Genomic DNA, 25,490 nt, shown 5'->3' on the forward strand with positions numbered 1-25,490 from the left:
GCCCGGCACCCCTCGCGGGGTGCCGGGCTTCGGTCGTGCGCTTCCGGGGCCTACAGCCCGGCGGCCTGCTTGAGGGCGTCGACGCGGTCGGTGCGCTCCCAGGTGAAGTCGGGCAGCTCGCGGCCGAAGTGACCGTAGGCGGCGGTCTGGGAGTAGATCGGGCGCAGCAGGTCGAGGTCGCGGATGATCGCGGCCGGGCGGAGGTCGAAGACCTCGGCGATGGCGTTCTCGATCTTCTCGACGTCGACCGTGTTGGTCCCGAAGGTCTCGACGAAGAGGCCGACGGGCTCCGCCTTGCCGATCGCGTAGGCGACCTGGACCTCGCAGCGCGCGGCGAGGCCGGCGGCGACCACGTTCTTGGCGACCCAGCGCATCGCGTAAGCCGCCGAGCGGTCGACCTTCGACGGGTCCTTGCCGGAGAAGGCGCCGCCGCCGTGACGGGCCATGCCGCCGTAGGTGTCGATGATGATCTTGCGGCCGGTCAGACCCGCGTCGCCCATCGGGCCGCCGATCTCGAAGCGGCCGGTCGGGTTCACCAGGAGGCGGTAGCCGTCGGTGTCCAGCTTGATGCCGTCCTCGACCAGCTGCTTGAGGACGTGCTCGACGACGAACTCGCGGATGTCGGGCGCGAGCAGCGACTCCAGGTCGATGTCGCTCGCGTGCTGCGAGGAGACGACGACGGTGTCCAGGCGGACCGCCTTGTCGCCGTCGTACTCGATGGTGACCTGGGTCTTGCCGTCGGGACGCAGGTAGGGGATGGTGCCGTTCTTGCGGACCTCGGTGAGGCGGCGCGAGAGGCGGTGCGCGATGTGGATCGGCAGCGGCATCAGTTCGGGGGTCTCGTCCGACGCGTAGCCGAACATCAGGCCCTGGTCGCCGGCGCCCTGCTTGTCCAGCTCGTCACCCTCGTCCCCCTGGGAGGCCCCCTCGACCCGCTTCTCGTACGCGGTGTCGACACCCTGGGCGATGTCCGGCGACTGCGACCCGATGGACACCGACACGCCGCAGGAGGCGCCGTCGAAGCCCTTCTTCGAGGAGTCGTAACCGATCTCGAGGATCTTGTTCCGGACGAGGGTGGGGATGTCCGCCCACGCCTTGGTGGTCACCTCACCGGCGACGTGCACCAGGCCGGTGGTGATGAGCGTCTCGACGGCGACGCGCGAGGTGGGGTCCTCGCGCAGCAGTGCGTCGAGGATGGTGTCGCTGATCTGGTCAGCGATCTTGTCGGGGTGCCCCTCGGTGACGGACTCCGAGGTGAACAGACGACGGGACACAACGCTCCCTGGGGTTGCAGCGGCTGCTGGCTACTCGTGGCTCGGACCGGCAGGGGGCTGCGCCCCGCGACGTTCCACGAACAGTCTATCGGTCGTGGTCGGGCGATGGACCAGGTGTCTCGCCTGGCGAATGCCCCGTGGCGGCCGGAACCGGTCGCCGACGGGGGCGGGGTTACTGCTCCGGTGGGACGCGAATCACTCGCGAGGCGGTGTTTCGTCCCTCCGTCCGGGTGACGGCCCTCCGATGACGCCGCGCCGGGGCCGACCGGATCCGGACATCTCAGCCGGTGGGACGCAGCCGGGGCAGGACCAGGTCCCAGACCGTCTCGGCGAGCGCTTCCTTCGGTCCGTACGGCACGGGGGTCTCGGTGCCGTCCGCGGCGAGCACCACGGCCTCGTTCTCCTCGGAGCCGAAGGTCTTGCGCTCCCCCACCTCGTTGACGACGAGGAGGTCGCAGCCCTTGCGGGCGAGCTTCTCCCGTCCGTTGGCGAGGACGTCGTCGGTCTCGGCGGCGAAGCCGACGACCACCTGGCCGGGCAGGGACCGGTCGGCGGAGAGCTCGGCGAGGACGTCGGGGTTGCGGACGAGCTCGACGACGGGGGCGCCGTCGTCGCCCTTCTTCTTGATCTTGCCGGGGGCGTAGACCGCGGGGCGGAAGTCGGCGACGGCGGCCGCCATGACCACGGCGTCGGCGTCGGCGGCGGCCTCGAGGACGGCCTCGCGGAGCTGGACGGCGGTGCCGACGCGGACGACGTCGACGCCGGCCGGGTCGGGCAGGCCGGTGTTGGCCTCGACGAGGGTGACCCGGGCCCCCCGGGCGGCGGCGGCCCGGGCGAGGGCGTAGCCCTGCTTGCCGGAGGAGCGGTTGCCCAGGTAGCGGACGGGGTCGAGGGGCTCGCGGGTGCCGCCCGCGCTGACGACGACGTGGCGGCCGGCGAGGTCGGGGGCGGTGGCGCCCCGGGCGAGGACGCGGCGGCAGACCTCGAAGATCTCGCCGGGGTCCGGCAGCCGTCCCTTGCCGGTGTCGGCGCCGGTGAGGCGGCCGACGGCGGGCTCGACGACGACGGCGCCGCGGCGGCGCAGGGTCGCCACGTTCTCCCGGGTCGCCGGGTGCTCCCACATCTCGGTGTGCATGGCGGGGGCGAAGACGACGGGACAGCGCGCGGTGAGCAGCGTGTTGGTGAGCAGGTCGTCGGCGAGGCCGTGGGCGGCCCTGGCGAGCGTGTCGGCGGTGGCGGGGGCGACCACGACGAGGTCGGCGGCCTGGCCGATCCGCACGTGCGGCACCTCGTGGACGGACTCCCAGACCTCGGTCGAGACGGGGTTGCCGGAGAGCGCGGACCAGGTGGCGGCGCCGACGAAGTGCAGCGCGGAGTCGGTCGGCACGACCCGGACGTCGTGGCCCGACTCGGTGAGCCGGCGGAGCAGCTCGCACGCCTTGTAGGCGGCGATGCCGCCGGTGACGCCCAGAACGACCTTCGGCTTTGCCACGACTTCCACGACTCCCCGCACTCGGACGCGCACTCGGATGCGTACGACTCCATGAGACACCACAGGCCCGGCGGATGTTCCGCCGGGCCTGTGGTGACAAGCGTTACAAGCGCTGCGCGCTTACTGCGCCGGGCCCTCGATGGCCTCGGACGTCAGCAGGCCCGCGTTGATCTCGCGCAGGGCGATCGAGAGCGGCTTCTCGTGGACGTGGGTGTCGACGAGCGGACCCACGTACTCCAGCAGGCCCTCGCCGAGCTGGGAGTAGTACGCGTTGATCTGACGCGCGCGCTTGGCCGCGTAGATCACGAGGCTGTACTTCGAGTCGGTGGCCTCGAGCAGCTCGTCGATCGGCGGGTTGATGATGCCCTCGGGCGCGGTGATGGAAGAGGACACGCTCTACCTTCCGAAGATGGAAAAAAGATCAGACACACTGCGGGACCTGGGGATCATTCCCCAGAAGACAGCAGCATCAACGTTAGCAGCTCGCGCGCCACGTCCTCGACGGAGGTGTTGACGAGGGTGGTGTCGAACTCGGCCTCGGCGGCCAGCTCGACCTTCGCGGCGTCCAGGCGGCGCTCGATGACGTCGGGGGACTCGGTGCCGCGGCCGGTGAGGCGGCGGACCAGCTCGTCCCAGCTCGGCGGGGCCAGGAAGACCAGCTGGGACTCCGGCATGGAGTCCTTCACCTGGCGGGCGCCCTGGAGGTCGATCTCCAGGAGGACGGGCTCGCCGGAGTCGAGGCGGTCGAGGACCGCGGCGCGCGGGGTGCCGTAGCGGTTGCCCGCGAACTCGGCCCATTCGAGGAGCTCACCGTTGGCGATCAGCTTGTCGAACTCGTCGTCCGTCACGAAGAAGTAGTGGACGCCGTGCTTCTCGCCGGGGCGGGGCTTCCGCGTCGTCGCCGACACCGAGAGCCAGACCTCGGGGTGGACCTTGCGCATATGCGCGACGACCGTGCTCTTGCCGACCCCGGAGGGGCCGGAGAGCACGGTCAGCCGCGGACGTACCTCTGCTGCCATGCAGCGATTATTCCAGTGGTTCACCCCTGCTTGCGCAGGGAGGACGCCGCATGCCGGGAATGTCCCGAAAGGTCAGGCTCCGGTGGAGCCGAACTCCCGCTCCAGGGAGGCGATCTGGTTGGAGCCGAGACCGCGCACCCGGCGGCTCTCGGAGATGCCGAGCCGTTCCATGATCTGCTTGGCGCGGACCTTGCCCACGCCCGGCAGGGACTCCAGGAGCGCGGAGACCTTCATCTTGCCGATGACGTCGTTCTCCTGGCCCGTCTTGATGACGTCGTGGAGGGATGCTCCGGAGTGCTTGAGTCGATTCTTGACCTCGGCCCGCTCCCGGCGAGCCGCGGCGGCCTTCTCGAGCGCGGCTGCGCGCTGTTCAGGGGTAAGGGGCGGAAGAGCCACGCCTACGTCACCTCGGATGTCGATCTGTCGGATACGGACCGGTGAGGAACCTAGTCGCCCCGCACCAGTGGAGCAACGATCAGCGGAGTGGCCGCTGAACGCCTGCTCTGCCCCGGAGACTAGCGGCCGAGGCCGCTCCAGTCAGCGAGAACAGCGGAAAAGTCCTGGTCAGCATCGACCGACCAGGACTTTCCCGGCATAACGACCCGGTTTTGAGCCAAGATTTCGTCAAGTGGCGGGACGACCGGCCGGAGCGGACTCGGAAACCGGCCCGATCCGCTCCGACCTGCGGATTGGTCCCGCCGGGGATCAGACGCCGACGGCCGCGCGGATCTCGTCCGCGTACCGGAGTGCCGAGTCCCGCAGGGCGGTGGCGTCCGGGCCGTGCCGCAGGACCCCGCGGCTGACGTTCGGGACGACGTTGCGGACCGCCGCGCCGAAGACGGCGGGGAGGTCGGCGGGGGTCGCGCCCTGGGCGCCGATGCCGGGGGCGAGGAGCGGGCCGTTGATGTCCAGGTCGAACGAGGACAGGTCGCCGAGGGTGGCGCCGACGACCGCGCCGAAGGAGCCCATGGGGGTCTCCCCCGCGTTCTCCTCGGCCAGGTGGGCGAGCATCGTGGCGCCGATCGTCCTCCCGGCGGGGTCGTCGGTGCGCACGGCCCGCTGGACCTCGCTCCCCTCCGGGTTGGAGGTGAGGGCCAGGACGAAGAGACCGGCGCCGGACTCGCGGGCCAGGTCGACGGCCGGCTTCAGGGAGCCGTAGCCGAGGTACGGGGAGACCGTGAGCGCGTCGGAGAAGAGCGGGGAGCCCTCGCGCAGGAAGGCCTCGGCGTAGGCGGCCATGGTGGAGCCGATGTCCCCGCGCTTGGCGTCCATGACGACCAGGCCGCCCGCCGCGCGCAGGTCGGAGACGGCGCGCTCCAGGACGGCGACGCCGCGCGAGCCGAAGCGCTCGAAGAAGGCGGACTGGGGCTTGAAGACGGCCACGGTGCCGGCGAGGGCCTCGACGACGGTGAAGGTGAAGCGCTCCAGACCGGCGATGTCGTCGGTGAGGCCCCAGGAGTCGAGCAGGGCGGCGTGCGGGTCGATGCCGACGCAGAGGGGGCCGCGCTCGTCCATGGCGGAGCGCAGGCGGGATCCGAAGGAGAGCGTCACTGGGCGGCCTTTCGGTTGTCGGCGCCGACGGCCTCGGCGAGGGTGGCGTACGGGGAGGCCGCGAGGCGCGCGGCGAGGCCCTGGTGGATCGCGCGGGCGTAGAACGGGCCCTCGTAGATGAAGGCGCTGTAGCCCTGGACGAGGGTGGCGCCGGCGAGGATGCGCCGCCAGGCGTCCTCGGCGTTCTCGACGCCGCCGACGCCGACGAGGACCAGGCGGTCGCCCACGCGCGCGTGGAGGCGGCGCAGGACCTCCAGGGAGCGCTGCTTGACCGGGCGGCCGGACAGCCCGCCGGTCTCCTCGATCAGCTCGGGCGCGGACTTCAGGCCGAGGCCCTCGCGGGCGACGGTGGTGTTGGTGGCGATGATGCCGTCGAGGCCCAGCTCCAGGGCGAGGTCGGCGACCGCGTCCACGTCCTCGTCGGCCAGGTCGGGGGCGATCTTGACCAGGAGCGGGACCCGGCGGTCGGTGACCGTGCGGTCGGCCGCCTCGCGCACGGCCGTCAGGAGGGGGCGCAGGGACTCGGTGGCCTGGAGGTTGCGCAGGCCGGGGGTGTTCGGGGAGGAGACGTTGACGACGAGGTAGTCGGCGTGTGCGGCGAGGCGCTCGGTGGACTTCACGTAGTCGGCGGCGGCCTCGACCTCGGGGACGACCTTGGTCTTGCCGATGTTGACGCCCACGACCGTCCTGAAGACGGGCGTACGGGTGGCGAGGCGTTCCGCGACGGCGGCGGAGCCCTCGTTGTTGAAGCCCATGCGGTTGATCAGGGCGTGGTCCGGGACGAGCCGGAAGAGGCGCTTCCTGGGATTGCCCGGCTGGGCCTCGCCGGTGACGGTGCCGATCTCGACGTGGTCGAAGCCGAGCATCGCCATGCCGTCGATGGCGACGGCGTTCTTGTCGAAGCCGGCGGCGAGGCCGAAGGGGCCGTGCATGCGCAGGCCGAGGGCCTCGGTGCGCAGCCCCTCGTACCGGGGGGCGAGGGCGGCGGCGACGAAGGTGCGGAGCACCGGGACGCGGGCCGCCAGGCGGATCCAGCGGAAGGCCAGGTGGTGGGCCTGCTCGGGGTCCATCCGCTTGAAGACCAGGTGGAAGAACAGCTTGTACATCGTCCGAAATATCCCTTGTTCGGTCATGAAGAGGGGGACACCGCGCTGTGGCCGGTGTCCCCCTTCTCCGTACGGGCTGCTAGTCGCGGGCCGCGACGAGGTGCTCGGCGTGCTCCTGGAGGGAGCGGACGCCGACGCCGCCGTGGTTGAGCGCGTCGATGCCCTGGACGGCCGCGGCGAGTGCCTGGACGGTGGTCAGGCAGGGAACGCCGCGGGAGACGGCGGCGGTGCGGATCTCGTAGCCGTCGAGCCGGCCGCCGGTGCCGTAGGGGGTGTTGACGATGAGGTCGACCTCCCCGTCGTGGATGAGCTGCACGATCGTCTTCTCGCCGTGCGGGCCCTCGCCCTCGCTGAGCTTGCGCACGACCGTGGCGTTGATGCCGTTGCGCTTGAGGACCTCGGCCGTGCCCGAGGTGGCGAGCAGTTCGAAGCCGTGGGCGACCAGCTCACGGGCCGGGAAGATCATCGAGCGCTTGTCGCGGTTGGCGACCGAGATGAACGCGCGGCCCTTGGTGGGCAGCGGCCCGTAGGCGCCGGCCTGGGACTTGGCGTAGGCGGTGCCGAAGACCGAGTCGATGCCCATGACCTCGCCGGTGGAGCGCATCTCCGGGCCGAGGACGGTGTCGACGCCGCGGCCGTGGATGTCGCGGAAGCGGCTCCAGGGCATGACGGCCTCCTTGACGGAGATCGGCGCGTCGAACGGCAGGGTGCCGCCGTCGCCGTTCCTCGGCAGCAGGCCCTCGGCACGCAGCTCGGCGATGGTGGCGCCCAGCGAGATCCGGGCGGCGGCCTTGGCCAGCGGCACGGCGGTGGCCTTGGAGGTGAAGGGCACCGTCCGCGAGGCGCGCGGGTTGGCCTCCAGGACGTAGAGGATGTCCCCGGCCATCGCGAACTGGATGTTGATCAGGCCGCGGACGCCGACGCCCTTGGCGATGGCCTCGGTGGAGGCCCGCAGCCGCTTGATGTCGTGCCCGCCGAGCGTGATCGGGGGCAGGGCGCAGGCGGAGTCGCCGGAGTGGATGCCGGCCTCCTCGATGTGCTCCATGACGCCGCCGAGGTAGAGCTCCTCGCCGTCGTAGAGCGCGTCGACGTCGATCTCGATGGCGTCGTCGAGGAAACGGTCGACCAGGACCGGCCGGGTGGGGCTGATCTCGGTGGACTCGGCGATGTACGACTCCAGACGGGCCTCGTCGTACACGATCTCCATGCCGCGTCCGCCGAGCACGTACGACGGGCGGACCAGGACGGGGTAGCCGATCTCGTCCGCGATGGCCTTGGCGCCGGCGAAGGTGGTCGCGGTGCCGTGCTTGGGGGCCGGCAGGCCCGCCTCGGCCAGGACGCGGCCGAAGGCGCCGCGGTCCTCGGCGGCGTGGATCGCCTCCGGGGAGGTGCCGACGACCGGCACGCCGTTGTCCTTCAGCGCCTGGGACAGACCGAGGGGGGTCTGTCCGCCGAGCTGGACGACGACACCGGCGACGGGACCGGCGAGGGTCTCGGCGTGGACGATCTCCAGGACGTCCTCGAGCGTGAGCGGCTCGAAGTAGAGCCGGTCGGAGGTGTCGTAGTCGGTGGAGACGGTCTCCGGGTTGCAGTTGACCATCACCGTCTCGTAGCCCGCCTCGCTCAGCGCGAAGGAGGCGTGGACGCAGGAGTAGTCGAACTCGATGCCCTGGCCGATGCGGTTCGGGCCCGAGCCCAGGATGATCACGGCCGGCTTCTCGCGCGGCGCGACCTCGGACTCCTCGTCGTAGGAGGAGTAGAAGTACGGCGTCCTGGCGGCGAACTCGGCGGCGCAGGTGTCGACCGTCTTGTAGACCGGGCGGACGCCGAGGGCGTGCCGGACCTCGCGGACGACGTCCTCGCGCAGGCCCCGGATCTCGGCGATCTGGATGTCGGAGAAGCCGTGGCGCTTGGCCTCGGCCAGGAGCTCGGGGTCGAGCTTCTCGGCGGCGGCCAGCTCGTCGGCGATCTCCTTGATCAGGAAGAGCTGGTCGACGAACCAGGGGTCGATCTTCGTCGCGTCGAAGACCTCTTCCGGGGTGGCGCCGGCGCGGATGGACCGCATGACGGTGTTGATCCGGCCGTCGGTCGGGCGGGCGGACTCGCGCAGCAGCTCGTCCTTGTCGCCCGGCTCGCCGGTGAAGGCGAACTGCGAGCCCTTCTTCTCCAGCGAGCGCAGGGCCTTCTGCAGGGCCTCGGTGAAGTTGCGGCCGATCGCCATGGCCTCGCCGACCGACTTCATGGTCGTGGTCAGCGTGGAGTCGGCCGCCGGGAACTTCTCGAACGCGAAACGCGGGGCCTTGACCACGACGTAGTCGAGCGTGGGCTCGAAGGACGCCGGGGTCTTCTCCGTGATGTCGTTCGGGATCTCGTCCAGCGTGTAGCCCACCGCGAGGCGGGCCGCGATCTTGGCGATCGGGAAGCCGGTCGCCTTCGAGGCCAGGGCGCTCGACCGGGAGACGCGCGGGTTCATCTCGATGACGATGATCCGGCCGTCGTCCGGGTTGACCGCGAACTGGATGTTGCAGCCGCCGGTGTCGACGCCGACCTCGCGGATGATCGCGATGCCGATGTCGCGCAGGACCTGGTACTCGCGGTCGGTCAGCGTCATCGCCGGGGCCACCGTGATCGAGTCACCGGTGTGCACGCCCATCGGATCGAAGTTCTCGATGGAGCAGACGACCACGACGTTGTCGTTCTTGTCGCGCATCAGCTCCAGCTCGTACTCCTTCCAGCCGAGGATGGATTCCTCCAGGAGCACCTCGGTGGTCGGCGAGAGGGTCAGGCCCTGTCCGGCGATGCGGCGCAGCTCCTCCTCGTCGTGGGCGAAGCCGGAGCCGGCGCCGCCCATGGTGAAGGAGGGGCGGACGACGACGGGGTAGCCGCCGAGCGTGTCGACGCCCTGGAGGACGTCGTCCATGGAGTGGCAGATGACCGAGCGGGCGGACTCGCCGTGCCCGATCTTGGCCTTCACGGCCTTGACGACGCCCTTGAACAGGTCGCGGTCCTCGCCCTTGTGGATCGCCTCGACGTTCGCGCCGATCAGCTCGACGCCGTACTTCTCCAGGACGCCCTGCTCGTGCATGGAGATCGCGGTGTTCAGCGCGGTCTGGCCACCGAGGGTGGGCAGGAGGGCGTCGGGGCGCTCCTTGGCGATGATCTTCTCGACGAACTCCGGGGTGATCGGCTCGACGTACGTGGCGTCGGCGATCTCCGGGTCGGTCATGATCGTGGCCGGGTTGGAGTTGACCAGGATCACCCGCAGGCCCTCGGCCTTGAGGATGCGGCAAGCCTGGGTGCCGGAGTAGTCGAACTCCGCGGCCTGACCGATCACGATCGGGCCGGAGCCGATGACCAGGACGGACTGGATATCGCTGCGCTTAGGCACGCTCGGCCTCCATGAGGGCGGTTTCCATCAAAGACGTGAAGCGGTCGAAGAGGTACGCGGCGTCGTGCGGGCCCGCTGCCGCCTCGGGGTGGTACTGCACCGAGAAGGCCGGCCGGTCGAGCAGCCGGAGCCCCTCCACGACGTTGTCGTTGAGACAGACGTGGGAGACCTCGGCGCGGCCGAAGGGGGTGTCGGAGACCTTGTCGAGGGGCGCGTCCACGGCGAAGCCGTGGTTGTGCGCGGTGACCTCGACCTTGCCGGTGGTGCGGTCCTGGACCGGCTGGTTGATGCCCCGGTGGCCGTACTTCAGCTTGTACGTGCCGAAGCCGAGGGCGCGGCCCAGGATCTGGTTGCCGAAGCAGATGCCGAAGAGCGGCGTCCTCCGCTCCAGGACGGCCTGCATGAGGGCGACGGGACCGTCGGCGGTGGCCGGGTCGCCGGGGCCGTTGGAGAAGAACACCCCGTCGGGCCGGACCGCGTAGACGTCCTCGGGGGTGGCGGTGGCCGGCAGGACGTGCACCTCGATGCCGCGCTCGGCCATCCGGTGCGGGGTCATGCCCTTGATGCCGAGGTCGATCGCCGCGACGGTGAACCGCTTCTCCCCGACCGCGGGGACGACGTACGTCTCCTTGGTGGCGACCTCGGCGGAGAGGTCGGCGCCCTTCATCTCGGGCTGCGCCTTGACCTTGGCGAGCAGGGCCTCGTCGCGGACGCCCGTCCAGGCGTCGCCGGAGAAGATGCCGACGCGCATGGCGCCGCGCTCGCGCAGGTGGCGGGTGAGGGCGCGGGTGTCGACGCCGGAGATCCCGACGACGCCCTGGCGCGCCAGCTCCTCGTCGAGCGAGCGGCGCGCGCGCCAGTTGGAGGAGACGCGGGCGGGGTCGCGGACCACGTAGCCGGAGACCCAGATGCGGCCGGACTCGGGGTCCTCGTCGTTGACGCCGGTGTTGCCGACGTGCGGGGCCGTCATGACCACGACCTGGCGGTGGTACGACGGGTCGGTGAGGGTCTCCTGGTAGCCGGTCATGCCGGTGGAGAACACGGCCTCGCCGAAGGTCTCCCCCACGGCCCCGTAGGCGCGGCCGCGGAAGATGCGGCCGTCCTCCAGGACGAGTACGGCGGGAGCCTTGGCGGGTCCCCTGGTGGAGGTCGTCATCGTGCGATGCCTTCCGTTGCGCTGATCATGGAGTTGACGGTCTCGACCCAGGCGGCGTGTTCCGCCGCCCGGTCGGACCTGAAGCCGGAGTCGAGGAGGGTGCCGCCGTGTTCCCAGGTGAGGACCAGGAGCCCGCCCTCGGCGAGGACCTTGCCGGCGATGCCCTTGTCGAGGCGTGCCTCGCGCAGGGCGCCGGCCGGGACGAAGAAGTCGTTCGCCCCGGGACGTACGACCGCGATCCCGGCGTCGGTGAGCGTGAGCTCGACGCGGCTGCGGGTGCCGAGGCCGTGGGCGACGATCCGGTCGAGCCACTGCCCGGCGGTCGTGGACCCGTGGTAGCGGCCCGTGAGGGTCAGTTTCGCCGCACCGGCCGTCTCCGGCGCGGCGGGCAGTGCGGGGAGGCCGGACTGGAGGCTGCCGCGCCACTTCCATCCCTGGCGCATGAGCCAGTACACGAAGGCGACGAAGAGCAGCAGTCCGGCGACCCAGCCGAGCCGGCCGGCCCAGTCGGTCACCTCCGCCGACTTCTGTTCGGCTGCCTCTGCGGCGATTGCGATGAGTGGTGTCACGCCAGTTTCCCGTCCACGACCGTTGCCCGGCCCCGCAGGAAGGTGTGGGTGACGCGTCCCGGCAGCTCGCGGCCCTCGTACGGGGTGTTGCGGCTGCGGGAGGCGAAGTCCGCGGGGTCCACGACTCCACGGTAAGCCGGATCGACCAGGGTCAGGTTCGCGGGCTCACCAGCCGAGACGGGTCGTCCGTGGCCCTTGGCCCGGCCGATGCGGGCGGGGGCGAAGGACATGCGGTCGGCGACGCCGGCCCAGTCGAGAAGTCCGGTCTCCACCATCGTCTGCTGGACGACGGAGAGGGCGGTCTCCAGGCCGACCATGCCCATGGCGGCCGCGGCCCACTCGCAGTCCTTGTCCTCGTGCGGGTGCGGGGCGTGGTCGGTGGCGACGATGTCGATCGTGCCGTCGGCCAGCGCCTCGCGGAGCGCGAGGACGTCCTTCTCGGTGCGCAGCGGCGGGTTGACCTTGTAGACCGGGTTGTACGAGCGGACCAGCTCGTCCGTGAGGAGGAGGTGGTGCGGGGTGACCTCGGCGGTGACGTCGATGCCGCGGGACTTGGCCCAGCGGACGATCTCGACGGAGCCGGCGGTGGAGAGGTGGCAGATGTGGACGCGGGAGCCGACGTGCTCGGCGAGGAGGACGTCGCGGGCGATGATCGACTCCTCGGCGACGGCGGGCCAGCCGCCGAGGCCGAGTTCCGCGGAGACGATCCCCTCGTTCATCTGGGCGCCCTCGGTGAGGCGGGGCTCCTGGGCGTGCTGGGCGACGACGCCGCCGAAGGCCTTCACGTACTCCAGGGCGCGGCGCATGATCACGGCGTCGTCGACGCACTTGCCGTCGTCGGAGAAGACGGTGACGCCGGCGGCGGAGTCGTGCATGGCGCCGAGTTCGGCGAGCTTCCTGCCCTCCAGGCCGACGGTGACGGCGCCGATGGGCTGTACGTCGCAGTAGCCGTGCTCCTGGCCGAGCCGGTAGACCTGCTCGACGACACCGGCGGTGTCGGCGACCGGGTGGGTGTTGGCCATGGCGAAGACGGAGGTGTAGCCGCCGACGGCGGCGGCGCGGGTGCCGGTGAGGACGGTCTCGGAGTCCTCGCGGCCGGGCTCGCGCAGGTGGGTGTGGAGGTCGACCAGGCCCGGCAGGAGGATCTGCCCGCCGGCCTCGATCACGGTCGCTCCTTCGGCGGACAGGTCCGCACCGACCTCTGCGACGGTCTCGCCGTCGATCAGCACGTCCTGCGGCTCGCCGCCCAGCACCTTCGCCCCGCGGATCAGGATCTTGCTCATGGTTACTTGTTCTCCTCGGTGCGCGCGGCGGGGGTGGTGGTGACGGCGGGCTCGGAGCCGCCAAGGAGCAGGTAGAGCACGGCCATGCGGACGGAGACGCCGTTGGCGACCTGCTCGACGACCGTGCAGCGGTCGGAGTCGGCGACCTCGGCGGTGATCTCCATGCCGCGGACCATGGGGCCGGGGTGCATCACGAGGGCGTGGTCGGGCATCTTCGCCATCCGCTCGCCGTCGAGGCCGTAGCGGCGCGAGTACTCGCGCTCGGTGGGGAAGAAGGCGGCGTTCATCCGCTCGCGCTGCACGCGCAGCATCATCACCGCGTCGGACTTCGGCAGCACGCCGTCGAGGTCGTAGGAGACCTCGCAGGGCCAGGTCTCGACGCCGACGGGGACCAGGGTGGGCGGGGCCACCAGGGTGACCTCGGCGCCGAGGGTGTGCAGCAGGTCGACGTTGGAGCGGGCGACCCGGCTGTGCAGGACGTCGCCGACGAGGGTGATCCGCCTGCCCGCGAGGTCCTGGCCGAGTCCGGCGTCGCGGCCGACGAGGCGGCGGCGCATGGTGAAGGCGTCCAGGAGGGCCTGGGTGGGGTGCTGGTGGGTGCCGTCGCCGGCGTTGACGACGGGGGCGTCGATCCAGCCGGAGGTGGCGAGCCGGTACGGGGCGCCGGAGGCGCCGTGCCGGATGACGACCGCGTCGACGCCCATGGCCTCCAGGGTCTGGGCGGTGTCCTTGAGGGACTCGCCCTTGGAGACGCTGGATCCCTTGGCCGCGAAGTTGATGACGTCGGCGGAGAGGCGCTTCTCGGCGGCCTCGAAGGAGATCCGGGTCCGGGTGGAGTCCTCGAAGAAGAGGTTGCAGATGGTGCGGCCGCGCAGGGTCGGCAGCTTCTTGATGGGCCGGTCGGCCACCCGGGCCATCTCCTCGGCGGTGTCGAGGATCAGTACGGCGTCGTCGCGGGTGAGGTCGGCGGCCGAGATGAGGTGACGCATCATCGGGGTTTCTCTCCGTGGTGGGGAGGCGTGAGGGCGTGCGGGGGCAGGGGGGTGCCCCGGCCCCGGCGGGGAGGCCGGTATCGGCTAGGAGGCGGCCTTGGAGCCGAGCAGGACGGTGTCGCGACCGTCTTCCTCGGCGAGCAGGACCTTGACCGTCTCCCGCAGCGACGTGGGGAGGTTCTTGCCGACGTAGTCCGCGCGGATGGGCAGTTCGCGGTGGCCGCGGTCGACGAGGACGGCGAGCTGGACGGCGCGGGGGCGGCCGATGTCGCCGAGGGCGTCGAGGGCGGCGCGGATCGTGCGGCCGGAGAAGAGGACGTCGTCGACGAGGACGACGAGGCGCCCGTCGACGCCGTCGGCGGGGATCTCGGTGCGGCCGATGGCGCGGGCGGGCCGCATCCGCAGGTCGTCCCGGTACATGGTGATGTCGAGGGAGCCGACCGGGACCTTGGTGCCGGTGATGGAGGCGAGCTTCTCGGCGAGCCGGCGGGCGAGGAAGACGCCGCGGGTGGGAATGCCGAGGAGGACCACGTCGTCGGCGCCCTTGGCGCGCTCGACGATCTCGTGGGCGATGCGGGTGAGGACCCGCGCGATGTCGGGGCCTTCGAGAACGGGCCGCGCGTCGTCGCCGTACTGCTGCTGGGTGTCCAGCCGGGTGTCCATGGAAAACGGACCTCCTTCTCCGCCTCACGGGACGGCTCTTAAAGGACGTCGTACTTGCGTCTCCACCGTACCAGGGGTGGCGCGGCGCCTTCCGCGCACCCCCGGCGCCCCTCCGGGCGCCGTCCCCCGGAGGAGGGCGGTACGGACCTTTCGGCTTGACGGGTGGGTGTAACGCTGCGTAACCTCACAGTGAGTTACCAGCCGCGCGGCGCAGCCGCATGTCGTCACAGCGTCCGGGAGCGTTATGTCCAGCGAATACGCAAAGCAGCTCGGGGCCAAACTCCGCGCCATCCGCACCCAGCAGGGTCTCTCGCTCCACGGGGTGGAGGAGAAGTCCCAGGGCCGCTGGAAGGCCGTGGTGGTCGGCTCGTACGAGCGGGGCGACCGCGCCGTGACCGTGCAGCGCCTCGCCGAGCTGGCGGACTTCTACGGCGTGCCGGTGCAGGAGCTCCTGCCGGGCACGACTCCGGGCGGGGCCGCCGAGCCGCCGCCGAAGCTGGTCCTCGACCTGGAGCGCCTGGCCCACGTCCCGCAGGAGAAGGCCGGCCCGCTCCAGCGCTACGCCGCGACGATCCAGTCGCAGCGCGGCGACTACAACGGCAAGGTGCTGTCGATCCGCCAGGACGACCTGCGCACCCTCGCCGTCATCTACGACCAGTCCCCCTCGGTCCTCACCGAGCAGCTGATCAGCTGGGGCGTGCTGGACGCGGACGCGCGCCGCGCGGTCGCCCACGAGGAGGCCTGACCTCTTCGGAGGGTTCAGCAGAAACGTACCGCCCGGGTCCGTGGACGTCCGACGTCCACGGATCTCGTGTTCTCCCGGCCCGTACGGGTCTCTCTGGGGCCGGTGGAGGTCTTCAGGGTTTCCGGAACACGGAACAGGCCGAAGGGGCCCGCAGCGCGCTCGGCGCTGCGGGCCCCTTCGGCTACCGGGTGCGGGCGGGACTCAGACGTCCACGTCCCGGCGAAGACGCGGCTTCAGGTCCTTGAAGCGCGCCAGGAGGCCGTTGACGAAGGCCGGCGACTCGTCGGTGGAGAACTCCTTGGCGAGCTGCACCGCCTCGTCGATCACGACCGCGTCCGGCGTGCCGTCCTCCCAGATCAGCTCGTACGCGCCGAGGCGCACGATGTTCCGGTCGGCGACGGGCATCCGGTCGAGGTCCCAGTCCACCGCGTAGGTCGCGATGAGCTCGTCGATCCGCGCCACGTGGGACGCGTACCCCTCGACCAGCTGCATCGTGAACTCGTTGACCGGGGGCTGCCGGTCGTCCGACCGGGCGTACCGGACCTGGTCCGCGAGGACCTCCTGCACGGAGGCGTCGCGCTGGTCGGCCTCGAAGAGGATCTGGAAGGCGCGCTTGCGGGCCTTGCTCCGAGCGGCCACGGTTAGCTGTTCACCCGGCCGAGGTAGTCGCTGGTGCGCGTGTCGACCTTGACCTTCTCACCGGTGGTGACGAAGAGCGGGACCTGGATCTCGTGGCCGGTCTCCAGGGTGGCCGGCTTGGTGCCGCCGGTGGAACGGTCGCCCTGGACGCCCGGGTCGGTGTGCTTGATGGTCAGAGTGACGGCGGCCGGGAGCTCGACGTAGAGCACCGAGCCCTCGTGCTGGGCGACGGAGGCGGTGAAGCCCTCGACCAGGAAGTTGGCGGCGTCGCCGACGGCCTTGCGCTCGACCATCAGCTGGTCGTACGTCTCCTCGTCCATGAAGACGAAGTAGTCGCCGTCCATGTAGGAGAACTGCATGTCGCGGCGGTCGATGGTGGCCGTCTCGACCTTGACGCCCGCGTTGAAGGTCTTGTCGACGACCTTGCCGGACAGCACGTTCTTGAGCTTGGTGCGCACGAAGGCCGGGCCCTTGCCGGGCTTGACGTGCTGGAACTCGACGACGGACCAGAGCTGGCCGCCTTCGAGCTTGAGCACCATGCCGTTCTTGAGGTCGTTCGTGGAAGCCACGGTTGCGGAATCTCCTGGACTCTGGACTGACGTGGGACCGGAGGGGCGTACGCGCCCTACAGCGCGAGCAGCTCCTTGGTCGTGATGGTGAGTAGCTCGGGTCCGCCGTCCGCCTCCTGGCGCACGACGAGCGTGTCATCGATCCGGACCCCGCCCCGGCCCGGGAGGTGGACCCCCGGTTCGACGGTGACCGGCACACAAGCGTCCAGTTTACCCATGGCCGAGGGTGACAACTGCGGGTCCTCGTCGATTTCGAGCCCCACCCCGTGCCCGGTGAGGGGGACGGCGGTCTCCGCGTGCCCCGCCGCCTTCAGGATCCGGCGGGCCGCCCGGTCCACGTCCCGGTACTCGGCTCCGGGCACGAGGGACTCCCGCCCGGCCCGCTGAGCGGCGAAGACGAGCTCGTACAGCTCGATCTGCCAGTCGGCGGGGGTGGTGCCGATGACGAACGTGCGGCCGATCTCGCAGCGGTAGCCGCGGTAGTCGGCGCCGAGGCAGACGGAGAGGAAATCGCCCTCCTCGACCCGGCGGTCGGTGGGCCGGTGGCCCCGGCGGCCGGAGTGCGGGCCGGTCGCCACCGAGGTGGGGAAGGCGGCCCCGTCGGCGCCGTGGTCGACGAGCCGGCGCTCCAGCTCCAGGGCGAGGTGGCGTTCGGTCCGCCCCACCAGGATGGATTCGAGGAGCTCGCCGAGGGCCTGGTCGGCGATCTCGGCGGCGATCCGGAGACAGGCGATCTCGTCCTCGTCCTTGACGATCCTGAGCTGCTCCACGGCGCAGTCGAGGTCGGTGAGGCGGGGGGCGGAGGCGACGGCGCCCATGGCCCGGTGCCGGGTCACCGTCAGGTGGTGCTCCTCGACGGCGAGCGCGTCGGCGCCCGTGCGGCGGGCGAGGCCGACGGCGGCGACGGCCGGGTCCCCTCCCCCGGTGGGCAGGACCTGCTGCCGGAGCAGCTCGTCGAGCCGTCCGTCGGCCGGTTCGTCCCCGGGCGCGACGGGGCGGAGCAGGACGTCCGCCCCGGGTTCGGGGCCGACGAGCAGGACGGCGCCCGGCGGGGATCCGCCCGCGAGATAGCGGACGTTGGCGGGGCGGGAGACCAGGGCCGCCGGGCTGCCCGCGGCCGCGCACCTGTCGCGCAGCCGTACACGGCGGTCCGCATACACCTCTGACATGCTCCGAGCCTACGAGGAGCGGGGCGCGACGGCCTGTTCGGAACGGCCGACCGGGCGCTCCGGAGTGCGCGACGGGCGCGGGCTCACCAGGAGGGCGGGCTCGCGATCGCGCGGGCGAGGACGTCGTCCAGGACGCGGGCGGTGGTCTCGACGTCGTACGTGGAGTTGTCGATGATCGGCAGGCCCGAGCCGTACCAGCCGGCCATCCGGCCGTGGATGGCGGCGACCTCCTCGTCCGAGAGGCGCCGGTTGCCGCTGCGCTGGGCGTTGCGCTCCAGGACGACCTCCAGGCCGGGCAGGAGGACGACGGGGAGCAGGCCGGGGCCGACGTGGCGCTTCCAGCCGCCGAGGCCGACGACGGGCCGGTCCGGGAAGACGGCGTCGTCGACGATGCAGGAGATGCCGTTGGCGAGGAAGTTGCGCGCGGCGAAGCCGCAGGTGCGGCGGGCGAGCCGGTACTGCGCCTCGGAGTGCTCGTTCCAGCCGGACTGCGGGTCGGCGAAGCCGGAGCAGACCCATTCGCGGACGTCGTCGAGGCTGATGTGCGCGGTGGGCACGCGGCGGCGCTGCGCCCAGTGCCGGGCGACGGTCGTCTTGCCGGCGCCGGCGGGGCCGATGAGCAGCACGGCCAGGGTCGCGCCGCCGGTCCCGGCGCCGTGCTCCGCGGGCGGCGCGAGGGGCGCGCCCACGGGCGGCAGCGGGACGTGCCCGGTGGACTCGGCGCGGTGGGGCGGCGGTGCGGCGGGGTACTGGGGGGCCGCGGGGGGCCCGGGGACGGCGGGGGGCCGGGGCGCCGGGGCGTGCCCGGGTCCCTGGTGTCCCGGTATGCCGCCGGAGGCGCTCGCGCCCCAGCTCCGCGCTCCCGGTCCCGGCCCGGCGGGAGACGGGGCCGGCGGGTGCGGGGGCGCCGAGGGCGGGACCGGGTGCCGGGGCGCGGCCGTCCCGTGCGGCACGGCCGGATGGACGCCGGGGCGGGAGCCGGCGCCCGGTGCCGTCCCGGGGTAGGGAGTGTCCTCCGGTACGGGCGGCCGGCCGCCGTCGCCCGCCCCGGGAACGGGGCCGGGCGTCCCGCCCGGCCGCTCGTGCGGTGGCAGCGGACCCCCCACTGCGTGCTGCATCCGGTGCCACTCCGTCTCGTACGCCTGTTGTCACCCGGGACCGGTCGTGGACCCGGACGGCGGAACGTTACCGCCCCCGGCCCCCACAGGGGGAACGGCCGGGGGCGCTTTCCGGTGCCCCGTCAGTCGGACAGCTCTTCGGCGAGCGCGCGCAGCGCCAGCCGGTAGGAGCCGATGCCGAACCCGGCGACCGTCCCGGTCGCCACGGCCGCGATCACCGAGGTGTGCCGGAACTCCTCGCGGGCGTACGGATTCGAGATGTGCACCTCGACGAGCGGCGCGGTCCGCTGGGCGGCCGCGTCCCTCATCCCGTACGAGTAGTGCGTGAACGCGCCGGGGTTGATCACGACCGGGACCGAGCCGTCGGCCGCCTCGTGGAGCCAGCGGATCATCTCGCCCTCGTCGTTGGTCTCCCGCACCTCGACGTCGAAGCCGAGCTCCGTGCCGAGGGCGCGGCAGGACTCGACGAGCCCCTTGTAGGAGGTGGCGCCGTAGATGTCGGGCTCGCGGGAGCCGAGCCGGCCCAGGTTGGGGCCGTTGAGCACCAGTACCGGACGCGGCTCGCTCACGCCGACACCTCGCCGTACGCCGCGATCAGGACGGCCGGGTCGGGGCCCTCCAGGACGGTGGGCTTGGCGAGCCCGTCGAGCACGATGAACCGCAGCAGGTCGCCGCGGGACTTCTTGTCGACCCTCATGGTCTCCAGGAGCTTGGGCCACTGGTCGCCGCGGTAGCTGAGCGGCAGGCCGACGGACTCCAGGATCGCGCGGTGCCGGTCGGCGGTGGCGTCGTCGAGGCGCCCGGCGAGGCGGCCGAGCTCGGCGGCGAAGACCATGCCGACGGAGACGGCGGCGCCGTGGCGCCACTTGTAGCGCTCGTTCTTCTCGATGGCGTGGGCGAGGGTGTGGCCGTAGTTGAGGATCTCGCGGCGGCCGGACTCCTTGAGGTCGCCGGAGACGACCTCGGCCTTGACCTTGATCGAGCGGACGAGCAGCTCGGCGGTGTGCGGTCCGGCCGGGGTGCGGGCGGCCTGCGGGTCCTCCTCGATGAGGTCGAGGATCACCGGGTCGACGATGAAGCCGGCCTTGATGATCTCCGCGAGGCCGCTGACGTAGTCGTGGATCGGGAGCGAGTCGAGGGCCGCGAGGTCGCAGAGGACTCCGGCGGGCGGGTGGAAGGCGCCGACGAGGTTCTTGCCCTCGGCGGTGTTGATGCCCGTCTTGCCGCCGACGGCCGCGTCGACCATCGCCAGGACGGTGGTCGGCACGGCGATCCAGCGCACGCCCCGCAGCCAGGTCGCGGCGACGAAGCCGGCCAGGTCGGTGGTGGCGCCGCCGCCGACGCCGACGACGACGTCGGTGCGGGTGAAGCCGGTCTGGCCCAGGGCCTTCCAGCAGTAGGCGGCGACCTCGGCGGTCTTGGCCTCCTCGGCGTTCGGCACCTGGATGGCGACCGCCTCGTAGCCCTGCTCGGCGAGGTCGGCGCGCAGGGCCTCGCCGGTGTCGGCGAGCGCCTCGGGGTGGATCACGGCGACCCGCTTGGCCCGGTCGCCGATCAGGCCGGGGAGCTCGGCGAGGAGCTGCCGGCCGACGAGCACCTCGTACGGATCCGTGCCCGCGCTGCCGGCCACGTGGATGCGGGTCACGTCCTGGTCCGTCGTCATGCGTCCTTCTTGATGTCCAGTGCCGAGAGGACCGCGTCCGCGACCTCTTCGGGGGTGCGGTCGTCGGTGGCGACGACGGCGCGGGCGACTTCGGTGTAGAGGTGGCGGCGCGCCTCCATCAGCTCGCGCCACCGGCGGCGCGGGTTGACGGCGAGCAGCGGCCGGGCGGCGCCGAGGCCGACGCGGCGGACCGCCTCCTCGACCTCCATGGAGAGGTACGCGACGGGCAGCCCGGCGAGCAGTTCGCGGGTGCCGGCGTCGAGGACCGCGCCGCCGCCGAGGGCGAGGACGCCCCCGTGCTCGGCGACGGCCCGCGCGACGGCGGCCCGCTCCAGGGCGCGGAAGTGCTCCTCGCCGTCCTCGACGAAGATGTCGGAGATCTCGCGTCCCTCGGCGGCGACGATGTCGGCGTCGGTGTCCCGGTAGGGCGCGCCCAGGCGTTCGGCCAGGAGCGCGCCCACCGTGGACTTGCCGGAGCCCATCGGTCCGACGAGGACGACCAGGGGTCCGGCGGTCACCGGATGTGCAGGTTGTCGAGGTACGACTGCACGTTGCGCCGGGTCTCGGGGACGCTGTCGCCGCCGAACTTCTCCAGGACGGCGTCCGCGAGAACGAGCGCGACCATGGCCTCGGCGACGATGCCGGCGGCGGGGACGGCGCAGACGTCGGAGCGCTGGTGGTGGGCGGCGGCGGCCTCGCCGGTGGCGACGTCGACGGTGGCGAGGGCGCGCGGGACGGTCGCGATCGGCTTCATGGCGGCGCGGACGCGCAGCAGCTCGCCGGTGGTGAGGCCGCCCTCGGTGCCGCCGGAGCGGCCGGAGGAGCGGCGGATGCCGTCGTCGGTCCTGACGATCTCGTCGTGGGCCCGGGACCCGGGCACGCGGGCGAGCTCGAAGCCGTCGCCGACCTCGACGCCCTTGATGGCCTGGATGCCCATGAGGGCGGCGGCGAGCCGGGCGTCGAGGCGCCGGTCCCAGTGGACGTGCGAGCCGAGGCCGACGGGCACGCCGTGGGCGAGGACCTCGACGACGCCGCCGAGGGTGTCGCCGTCCTTGTGGGCCTGGTCGATCTCGGCGACCATCGCCTTCGACGCGTCGGCGTCGAGGCAGCGGACCGGGTCGGCGTCGAGCCTCTCGACGTCGGCGGGGGTCGGGTGGAGGCCGTACGGGGCCTTGGCGGCGGCCAGCTCGACCACGTGCGACACGATCTCGATGCCCGCGGCCTCCTTGAGGAAGGAGCGGGCGACGGCGCCGAGGGCGACGCGGGCGGCGGTCTCGCGGGCGCTGGCGCGCTCCAGGATCGGCCGGGCCTCGTCGAAGCCGTACTTCTGCATGCCGGCGAGGTCGGCGTGGCCGGGGCGGGGCCGGGTCAGGGGCGCGTTGCGGCCCGTCTCCTTGAGCTCCGAGGGGTCGACCGGGTCGGCCGACATGACCTTCTCCCACTTGGGCCACTCGGTGTTGCCGACCATGACGGCGATCGGGGAGCCGAGGGAGAGTCCGTGCCGGACGCCGCCGAGGAAGGTGATCTCGTCCTGCTCGAACTTCATGCGGGCGCCGCGTCCGTAGCCGAGGCGTCGCCGCGCGAGGTGGTCCGCCACCAGCTCCGTGGTGACCGGGACGCCCGCGGGCAGACCCTCGAGGGTCGCGACCAGCGCGGGTCCGTGGGATTCGCCGGCCGTCAGCCAACGCAACCTGCTCAACGATGCTCCTCATGCTCGCGCCTGGCACTGCGACGGCGCGCCCGGGTGCGCGGCCCTGGCCCGCCACCCCCGATCCTCCCACGTCCGGGGCGCCCCCTTGGACTCCTGTCCAGCTGCCGGACGGGGGTCTCAGGTTCCGGAACGGTTTCCCCGTCGTCCGGGACGGCCGGTCGCGGGCGCCGACGGGAGCCTACCGGGCGGCCAGCGCCCGCTCCCCCGCCGCCCGCATGGCCGCGAGGGGGGCGGGCGCGCGGCCCGTCATCAGCTCGACCTGGAGGACGGCCTGGTGGACGAGGAGGTCGAGGCCTCCGACGACCTTGCCGCCGCGGTCGGACCAGGCGGCGGCCAGCGGGGTCGGCCAGGGGTCGTAGAGAACGTCGAAGAGGGTGCCGACGGTGTTCGGGACGGCGGTGGCCAGGGCGTTCGTCGTGCCGGCGGGGGTGGTCGCGATCACCAGGGGGGCCTCGAAGGCCTCCGCCGCGCGCTCCCAGTCGGCGGTGCGCACGTCCACGCCGAGCCGCTCGCCCCAGCCGCGCATCTCCTCGGCCCGCGCCTCGCTCCGTACGTACGCGGTGACGGGACCGGCGCAGATCCGGGCGAGGGCGGCGAGGGCGGAGGAGGCGGTGGCGCCGGCGCCGAGGACGGCGGCCGCCTCCACCTTCTCGACGCCCCGCTCGCGCAGGGCGGCGATCATGCCGGGGATGTCGGTGTTGTCGCCGACCCGCCGTCCGTCCTCGTGGAGGACGACGGTGTTGACGGCCTCCACGGACGCGGCCGTGTCGCTGACCTCGTCGAGCAGCGGGATGACCGCCCGCTTGAGCGGCATGGTCAGCGAGAGCCCGGCCCAGCTGCCCTCCAGCTCGCCCACGAACCCCGGAAGGGCCGCCTCGTCGACCTCGAAGCGCTCGTACGACCAGTCGTGAAGGCCGAGTTCGGCGTACGCGGCGCGGTGCAGGACCGGGGAGAGGGAGTGGGCGATGGGCGAACCGAGGACCGCCGCGCGACGCTGCTTGCTCACTGTCCCTGCTTCCGCTGCTTCTCGTACTCCGCCACGTTCCGGTTGTGCTCCTCGTTCGTCACGGAGAAGACGGTCTTGTCCTCGTTGATCGAGACGAAGTAGTACCACGGGCCGGCCGCGGGGCTGATCGCGGACTGGAGCGCTTCCGTGCCGGGATTGCTGATGGGTCCGGGAACGAGTCCGATCACCTTGTACGTGTTGTACGGGTCGTCGATCTTGCGCATGTCCTCGACCGTGCCGACGTCGAGGGTGCTCTGCCCCTTGAGGTAGTTCACCGTCGAGTCGAACTCCAGACGGCCGACGGTCTCCATGTTGCCGGGCTTGAGCCGGTTGTAGACCACGCGCGCGACCTTGTCGAAGTCGTGCTTGTACTTGCCCTCGACCTGCACGAGGCTCGCCACCGTCAGCAGTTCCCAGGGCCCCTTCAGGCCGACCGCCTGTGCCTTCGCGTCCAGGTCCAGCTTGCCGTACTCCTGGTTCGCGCGGGCCACCATCCTGCGCAGGGCGTCCTCGGGTTTGCCGCCCTTCGCGACCGGATAGCTCGCCGGGAAGAGGAATCCTTCCAGCGGGTCCTTGATGTCGGGGTGCTGCTTGGCCCACTCGGGCAGGCCCAGGGAGTCCGCCTTCGCGAGCGCGACCTCCTTGGTGGTGCCGGGCTTGAGGTCCAGGCGCTTGTCGAGCGTCTCGTAGACCCAGACGTTCCGCTTGCCCTCGGGGATGACGAGGTTGGCCTGGCTCGCCGGGTCGAGCATCAGCGCGACCGCGCTCTCCGCCGACATCTCCTTCTTCAGCGTGTAGACACCGGCCTGGATCGTGTTGCCCTTGGGTGCCTTCAGCTGGGCCGACACGAAGGCGTCGACGCTCTTGACGACGCCCGCCTTCTTCAGGATGTTGCCGATGTCGGAGCCGTACGACCCCTTCGGGATCTCGACCTGGACCTCGCCCGTGCCGCTTCCCGCGTAGTCCGGCACCTCGGCGAAGCGGCCCTGCCAGAACTGGTAGCCGAAGTAGCCGACGCCGCCGACGCCGCCCACCAGGACGACGGCGACGACCAGGCAGGCCACGCCGTTCTTGCCCTTGCGCTTCTTGTCCCTGCCGCGGCGGTCGCGGTCGCCGCCGCGGGAGCCCCGGCCGCGCGCCGGCTCCTCGTCGTCGTCGTACGCGTCGTCACGGCCGTCACGGTCGTTCCGGCCGCCGCGCCCGGCGCCGCGGTCGTCCCCGCCGGTGAAGAAGGGGTGGTTCTCCTCCTCCGGTTCCGGACCGGGCTCCGGCTCGCGGCGCGGCTCCTCCTCCGGCGCCCAGTCGACCACCGGCTCCGGCGGGTTCTGCCGGTGGCCGGGGGGCCGGGGCGGCGGATAGGCCTCGGGCGTGCCGTACAGGTCCGGGTTCTGGCCGCCGTACGGGTCGGCCGGCGGCGCGCCGTAGGCCATCGCCGCCTGGCCGGTCTCCCAGTGGCCGTCGTACTGCTGTCCGAGGTGTCCGGGCGTGTCGTATCCGCCCTGGTACCCCGTCCCGTACTGCTGCCGGTGCTGGTCGTACGGCTGCTGCGGCTGGTAGTGCTGCTGCTGGTACTGCGGATCGGCGTGGGCCTGCGGCTGGTGCTGCCGGTACGGGTCGCCCCCGTACTCCTGGCCGCCCTGCCCGTACGGGTCCTGGTGGCCGTGGCCGCCCTGGCCGCCCTGGCCGCCCTGGTCGTACTGGTTCGCCTGCTGCGGATGCGGGTGCTGCTGGCCCTCCCACCCCTGGTCCCCGTAGAGCGGGTCCCCGGGGTGCCACGGTTCGGAGCCCGGGCTCCGGCCATACTCAGTCATCGATCCCCAAACAGCCGCGAGGCTTCCGGACGATCCGCCTCTACGTAGTGCGGCAGCTGTTCGAACGCCGCCGCATCGCGCGGAACGTTACCGTATCGCGATCAGATGACCACTTCGACGCCCTCACCGGGAGGATTACCCGATACCCGTTCGGACTCAAGAGCGTTCTGAAGGATGATCACGGCGGCGGCCTGGTCGATGACCGACCGGCCCTTCTTCGACTTCACCCCGGAGGCCCGCAGGCCCTGGGTCGCGGTGACCGTCGTCATCCGCTCGTCGACCAGCCGGACCGGTACGGGGGCGATGCCCTTGGCCATCTCGCGGGCGAAGGCGCGGACCTTGGTCGCGGCCGGGCCCTCCCGCCCGCTGAGCGAGCGGGGCAGGCCCACGACGACCTCGATCGGCCCGTACTCCTCGACGATCAGGCGGAGCCGCCGGTGGGCGGCCGGGACGTCGCGGCCCGGCACGGTCTCCACCGGCGTGGCGAGGACCCCGTCGGGGTCGCACGAGGCGACCCCGATCCGGGCGTCCCCGACGTCGACCGCGATGCGGCGGCCGCGGCGCAT

The 25,490-nt window shown here is 72.1% G+C and carries 25 protein-coding genes; 1 reads left to right on the top strand and 24 read right to left on the bottom strand.

Annotation, left to right across the window (positions count from 1 at the left end):
• Positions 1–50: 50 nt before the first annotated feature.
• From metK to pyrR, 13 genes are all read right to left on the bottom strand, one after another.
• Complete coding sequence (gene metK / locus ACFY7E_RS13960; RefSeq protein WP_389484383.1) at positions 51–1,274, bottom strand: methionine adenosyltransferase; 1,224 nt, start codon at positions 1,272–1,274, stop codon at positions 51–53.
• A gap of 280 nt (positions 1,275–1,554) precedes the next feature.
• Positions 1,555–2,766, bottom strand: coding sequence for a bifunctional phosphopantothenoylcysteine decarboxylase/phosphopantothenate--cysteine ligase CoaBC (gene coaBC / locus ACFY7E_RS13965; RefSeq protein WP_389484385.1), 1,212 nt, complete (start codon positions 2,764–2,766; stop codon positions 1,555–1,557).
• A gap of 120 nt (positions 2,767–2,886) precedes the next feature.
• Entirely contained in the window at positions 2,887–3,159 is a 273-nt protein-coding gene (gene rpoZ, locus ACFY7E_RS13970) for a DNA-directed RNA polymerase subunit omega (protein ID WP_005319902.1), read from the bottom strand.
• A gap of 53 nt (positions 3,160–3,212) precedes the next feature.
• Positions 3,213–3,785 carry a guanylate kinase gene (gmk, locus tag ACFY7E_RS13975; RefSeq protein ID WP_383442504.1) on the bottom strand — a complete coding sequence of 191 codons (573 nt, stop codon included), beginning with the start codon at positions 3,783–3,785 and terminating at the stop codon, positions 3,213–3,215.
• A 72-nt stretch (positions 3,786–3,857) separates the two neighbouring features.
• Positions 3,858–4,181: an integration host factor gene (locus ACFY7E_RS13980; protein WP_121828861.1), complete on the bottom strand. Its 324-nt coding sequence runs from the start codon at positions 4,179–4,181 to the stop codon at positions 3,858–3,860.
• Between the two features lie 309 nt (positions 4,182–4,490).
• Complete coding sequence (pyrF, locus tag ACFY7E_RS13985; protein ID WP_389484388.1) at positions 4,491–5,336, bottom strand: orotidine-5'-phosphate decarboxylase; 846 nt, start codon at positions 5,334–5,336, stop codon at positions 4,491–4,493.
• Positions 5,333–6,442: a quinone-dependent dihydroorotate dehydrogenase gene (locus ACFY7E_RS13990; protein ID WP_389484390.1), complete on the bottom strand. Its 1,110-nt coding sequence runs from the start codon at positions 6,440–6,442 to the stop codon at positions 5,333–5,335. Before ACFY7E_RS13990 ends, pyrF begins: the two co-directional genes overlap by 4 nt.
• Before the next feature lie 79 nt (positions 6,443–6,521).
• On the bottom strand, positions 6,522–9,830 hold the full coding sequence (carB, locus tag ACFY7E_RS13995) for a carbamoyl-phosphate synthase large subunit (protein WP_389484392.1): 3,309 nt from the start codon (positions 9,828–9,830) through the stop codon (positions 6,522–6,524).
• Positions 9,823–10,986 carry a glutamine-hydrolyzing carbamoyl-phosphate synthase small subunit gene (carA, locus tag ACFY7E_RS14000; RefSeq protein ID WP_389484394.1) on the bottom strand — a complete coding sequence of 388 codons (1,164 nt, stop codon included), beginning with the start codon at positions 10,984–10,986 and terminating at the stop codon, positions 9,823–9,825. The genes carB and carA overlap by 8 nt, the downstream gene beginning before the upstream one ends.
• Positions 10,983–11,555, bottom strand: a complete 573-nt coding sequence (locus ACFY7E_RS14005) for a hypothetical protein (protein WP_389484397.1) — start codon at positions 11,553–11,555, stop codon at positions 10,983–10,985. The genes carA and ACFY7E_RS14005 overlap by 4 nt, the downstream gene beginning before the upstream one ends.
• A complete protein-coding gene (locus ACFY7E_RS14010) occupies positions 11,552–12,838 on the bottom strand; it encodes a dihydroorotase (RefSeq protein WP_389484399.1) in 1,287 nt (428 codons plus the stop codon). Before ACFY7E_RS14010 ends, ACFY7E_RS14005 begins: the two co-directional genes overlap by 4 nt.
• 2 nt (positions 12,839–12,840) lie before the next feature.
• Entirely contained in the window at positions 12,841–13,830 is a 990-nt protein-coding gene (locus ACFY7E_RS14015; RefSeq protein WP_389484401.1) for an aspartate carbamoyltransferase catalytic subunit, read from the bottom strand.
• Positions 13,831–13,914: 84 nt separating this feature from the next.
• Entirely contained in the window at positions 13,915–14,493 is a 579-nt protein-coding gene (gene pyrR / locus ACFY7E_RS14020) for a bifunctional pyr operon transcriptional regulator/uracil phosphoribosyltransferase PyrR (RefSeq protein ID WP_389484403.1), read from the bottom strand.
• A 244-nt stretch (positions 14,494–14,737) separates the two neighbouring features.
• Here pyrR and bldD point away from each other — a divergent pair, with 244 nt between their 5' ends.
• Complete coding sequence (gene bldD / locus ACFY7E_RS14025) at positions 14,738–15,238, top strand: transcriptional regulator BldD (RefSeq protein WP_093608484.1); 501 nt, start codon at positions 14,738–14,740, stop codon at positions 15,236–15,238.
• Positions 15,239–15,439: 201 nt separating this feature from the next.
• Here bldD and nusB read toward each other — a convergent pair whose 3' ends face one another.
• From nusB to ruvX, 11 genes are all read right to left on the bottom strand, one after another.
• Positions 15,440–15,877: a transcription antitermination factor NusB gene (gene nusB, locus ACFY7E_RS14030; RefSeq protein WP_389484405.1), complete on the bottom strand. Its 438-nt coding sequence runs from the start codon at positions 15,875–15,877 to the stop codon at positions 15,440–15,442.
• A 2-nt stretch (positions 15,878–15,879) separates the two neighbouring features.
• Positions 15,880–16,446, bottom strand: a complete 567-nt coding sequence (gene efp, locus ACFY7E_RS14035) for an elongation factor P (protein ID WP_383441310.1) — start codon at positions 16,444–16,446, stop codon at positions 15,880–15,882.
• A 56-nt stretch (positions 16,447–16,502) separates the two neighbouring features.
• The gene (locus tag ACFY7E_RS14040) at positions 16,503–17,615 is read right to left on the bottom strand and encodes a M24 family metallopeptidase (protein WP_389484408.1); all 1,113 of its coding nucleotides are present in this window, start codon (positions 17,613–17,615) and stop codon (positions 16,503–16,505) included.
• 83 nt (positions 17,616–17,698) lie between these two features.
• Entirely contained in the window at positions 17,699–18,733 is a 1,035-nt protein-coding gene (locus ACFY7E_RS14045) for an AAA family ATPase (RefSeq protein WP_389484410.1), read from the bottom strand.
• Positions 18,734–18,855: 122 nt separating this feature from the next.
• On the bottom strand, positions 18,856–19,302 hold the full coding sequence (gene aroQ, locus ACFY7E_RS14050) for a type II 3-dehydroquinate dehydratase (protein ID WP_389484413.1): 447 nt from the start codon (positions 19,300–19,302) through the stop codon (positions 18,856–18,858).
• The gene (gene aroB / locus ACFY7E_RS14055; protein ID WP_389484415.1) at positions 19,299–20,396 is read right to left on the bottom strand and encodes a 3-dehydroquinate synthase; all 1,098 of its coding nucleotides are present in this window, start codon (positions 20,394–20,396) and stop codon (positions 19,299–19,301) included. Before aroB ends, aroQ begins: the two co-directional genes overlap by 4 nt.
• On the bottom strand, positions 20,393–20,914 hold the full coding sequence (locus ACFY7E_RS14060) for a shikimate kinase (protein ID WP_389484418.1): 522 nt from the start codon (positions 20,912–20,914) through the stop codon (positions 20,393–20,395). The genes aroB and ACFY7E_RS14060 overlap by 4 nt, the downstream gene beginning before the upstream one ends.
• Complete coding sequence (aroC, locus tag ACFY7E_RS14065) at positions 20,911–22,095, bottom strand: chorismate synthase (protein WP_389484420.1); 1,185 nt, start codon at positions 22,093–22,095, stop codon at positions 20,911–20,913. Before aroC ends, ACFY7E_RS14060 begins: the two co-directional genes overlap by 4 nt.
• A 190-nt stretch (positions 22,096–22,285) precedes the next feature.
• A complete protein-coding gene (locus ACFY7E_RS14070; RefSeq protein ID WP_389484422.1) occupies positions 22,286–23,113 on the bottom strand; it encodes a shikimate dehydrogenase in 828 nt (275 codons plus the stop codon).
• Positions 23,110–24,924, bottom strand: coding sequence for an endolytic transglycosylase MltG (mltG, locus tag ACFY7E_RS14075; RefSeq protein ID WP_389484424.1), 1,815 nt, complete (start codon positions 24,922–24,924; stop codon positions 23,110–23,112). The genes ACFY7E_RS14070 and mltG overlap by 4 nt, the downstream gene beginning before the upstream one ends.
• A 101-nt stretch (positions 24,925–25,025) precedes the next feature.
• Positions 25,026–25,490, bottom strand: a complete 465-nt coding sequence (gene ruvX / locus ACFY7E_RS14080; RefSeq protein ID WP_389484960.1) for a Holliday junction resolvase RuvX — start codon at positions 25,488–25,490, stop codon at positions 25,026–25,028.

The sequence above is a fragment of the Streptomyces sp. NPDC012825 genome, from assembly GCF_042900925.1.
GTDB lineage: Bacteria > Actinomycetota > Actinomycetes > Streptomycetales > Streptomycetaceae > Streptomyces.

Bases quoted from the DNA above. Each gene is read 5' to 3' on its own strand.
- ACFY7E_RS13990 (WP_389484390.1), bottom strand. From the start codon at position 6,442: ATGTACAAGCTGTTCTTCCACCTGGTCTTCAAGCGGATGGACCCCGAG.
- aroB (WP_389484415.1), bottom strand. From the start codon at position 20,396: ATGACGACGGACCAGGACGTGACCCGCATCCACGTGGCCGGCAGCGCG.
- ACFY7E_RS14015 (WP_389484401.1), bottom strand. From the start codon at position 13,830: ATGATGCGTCACCTCATCTCGGCCGCCGACCTCACCCGCGACGACGCC.
- mltG (WP_389484424.1), bottom strand. From the start codon at position 24,924: ATGACTGAGTATGGCCGGAGCCCGGGCTCCGAACCGTGGCACCCCGGG.
- ruvX (WP_389484960.1), bottom strand. From the start codon at position 25,490: ATGCGCCGCGGCCGCCGCATCGCGGTCGACGTCGGGGACGCCCGGATC.
- ACFY7E_RS14040 (WP_389484408.1), bottom strand. From the start codon at position 17,615: ATGTCAGAGGTGTATGCGGACCGCCGTGTACGGCTGCGCGACAGGTGC.
- ACFY7E_RS14045 (WP_389484410.1), bottom strand. From the start codon at position 18,733: ATGCAGCACGCAGTGGGGGGTCCGCTGCCACCGCACGAGCGGCCGGGC.
- gmk (WP_383442504.1), bottom strand. From the start codon at position 3,785: ATGGCAGCAGAGGTACGTCCGCGGCTGACCGTGCTCTCCGGCCCCTCC.
- carA (WP_389484394.1), bottom strand. From the start codon at position 10,986: ATGACGACCTCCACCAGGGGACCCGCCAAGGCTCCCGCCGTACTCGTC.
- ACFY7E_RS14010 (WP_389484399.1), bottom strand. From the start codon at position 12,838: ATGAGCAAGATCCTGATCCGCGGGGCGAAGGTGCTGGGCGGCGAGCCG.
- pyrR (WP_389484403.1), bottom strand. From the start codon at position 14,493: ATGGACACCCGGCTGGACACCCAGCAGCAGTACGGCGACGACGCGCGG.
- bldD (WP_093608484.1), top strand. From the start codon at position 14,738: ATGTCCAGCGAATACGCAAAGCAGCTCGGGGCCAAACTCCGCGCCATC.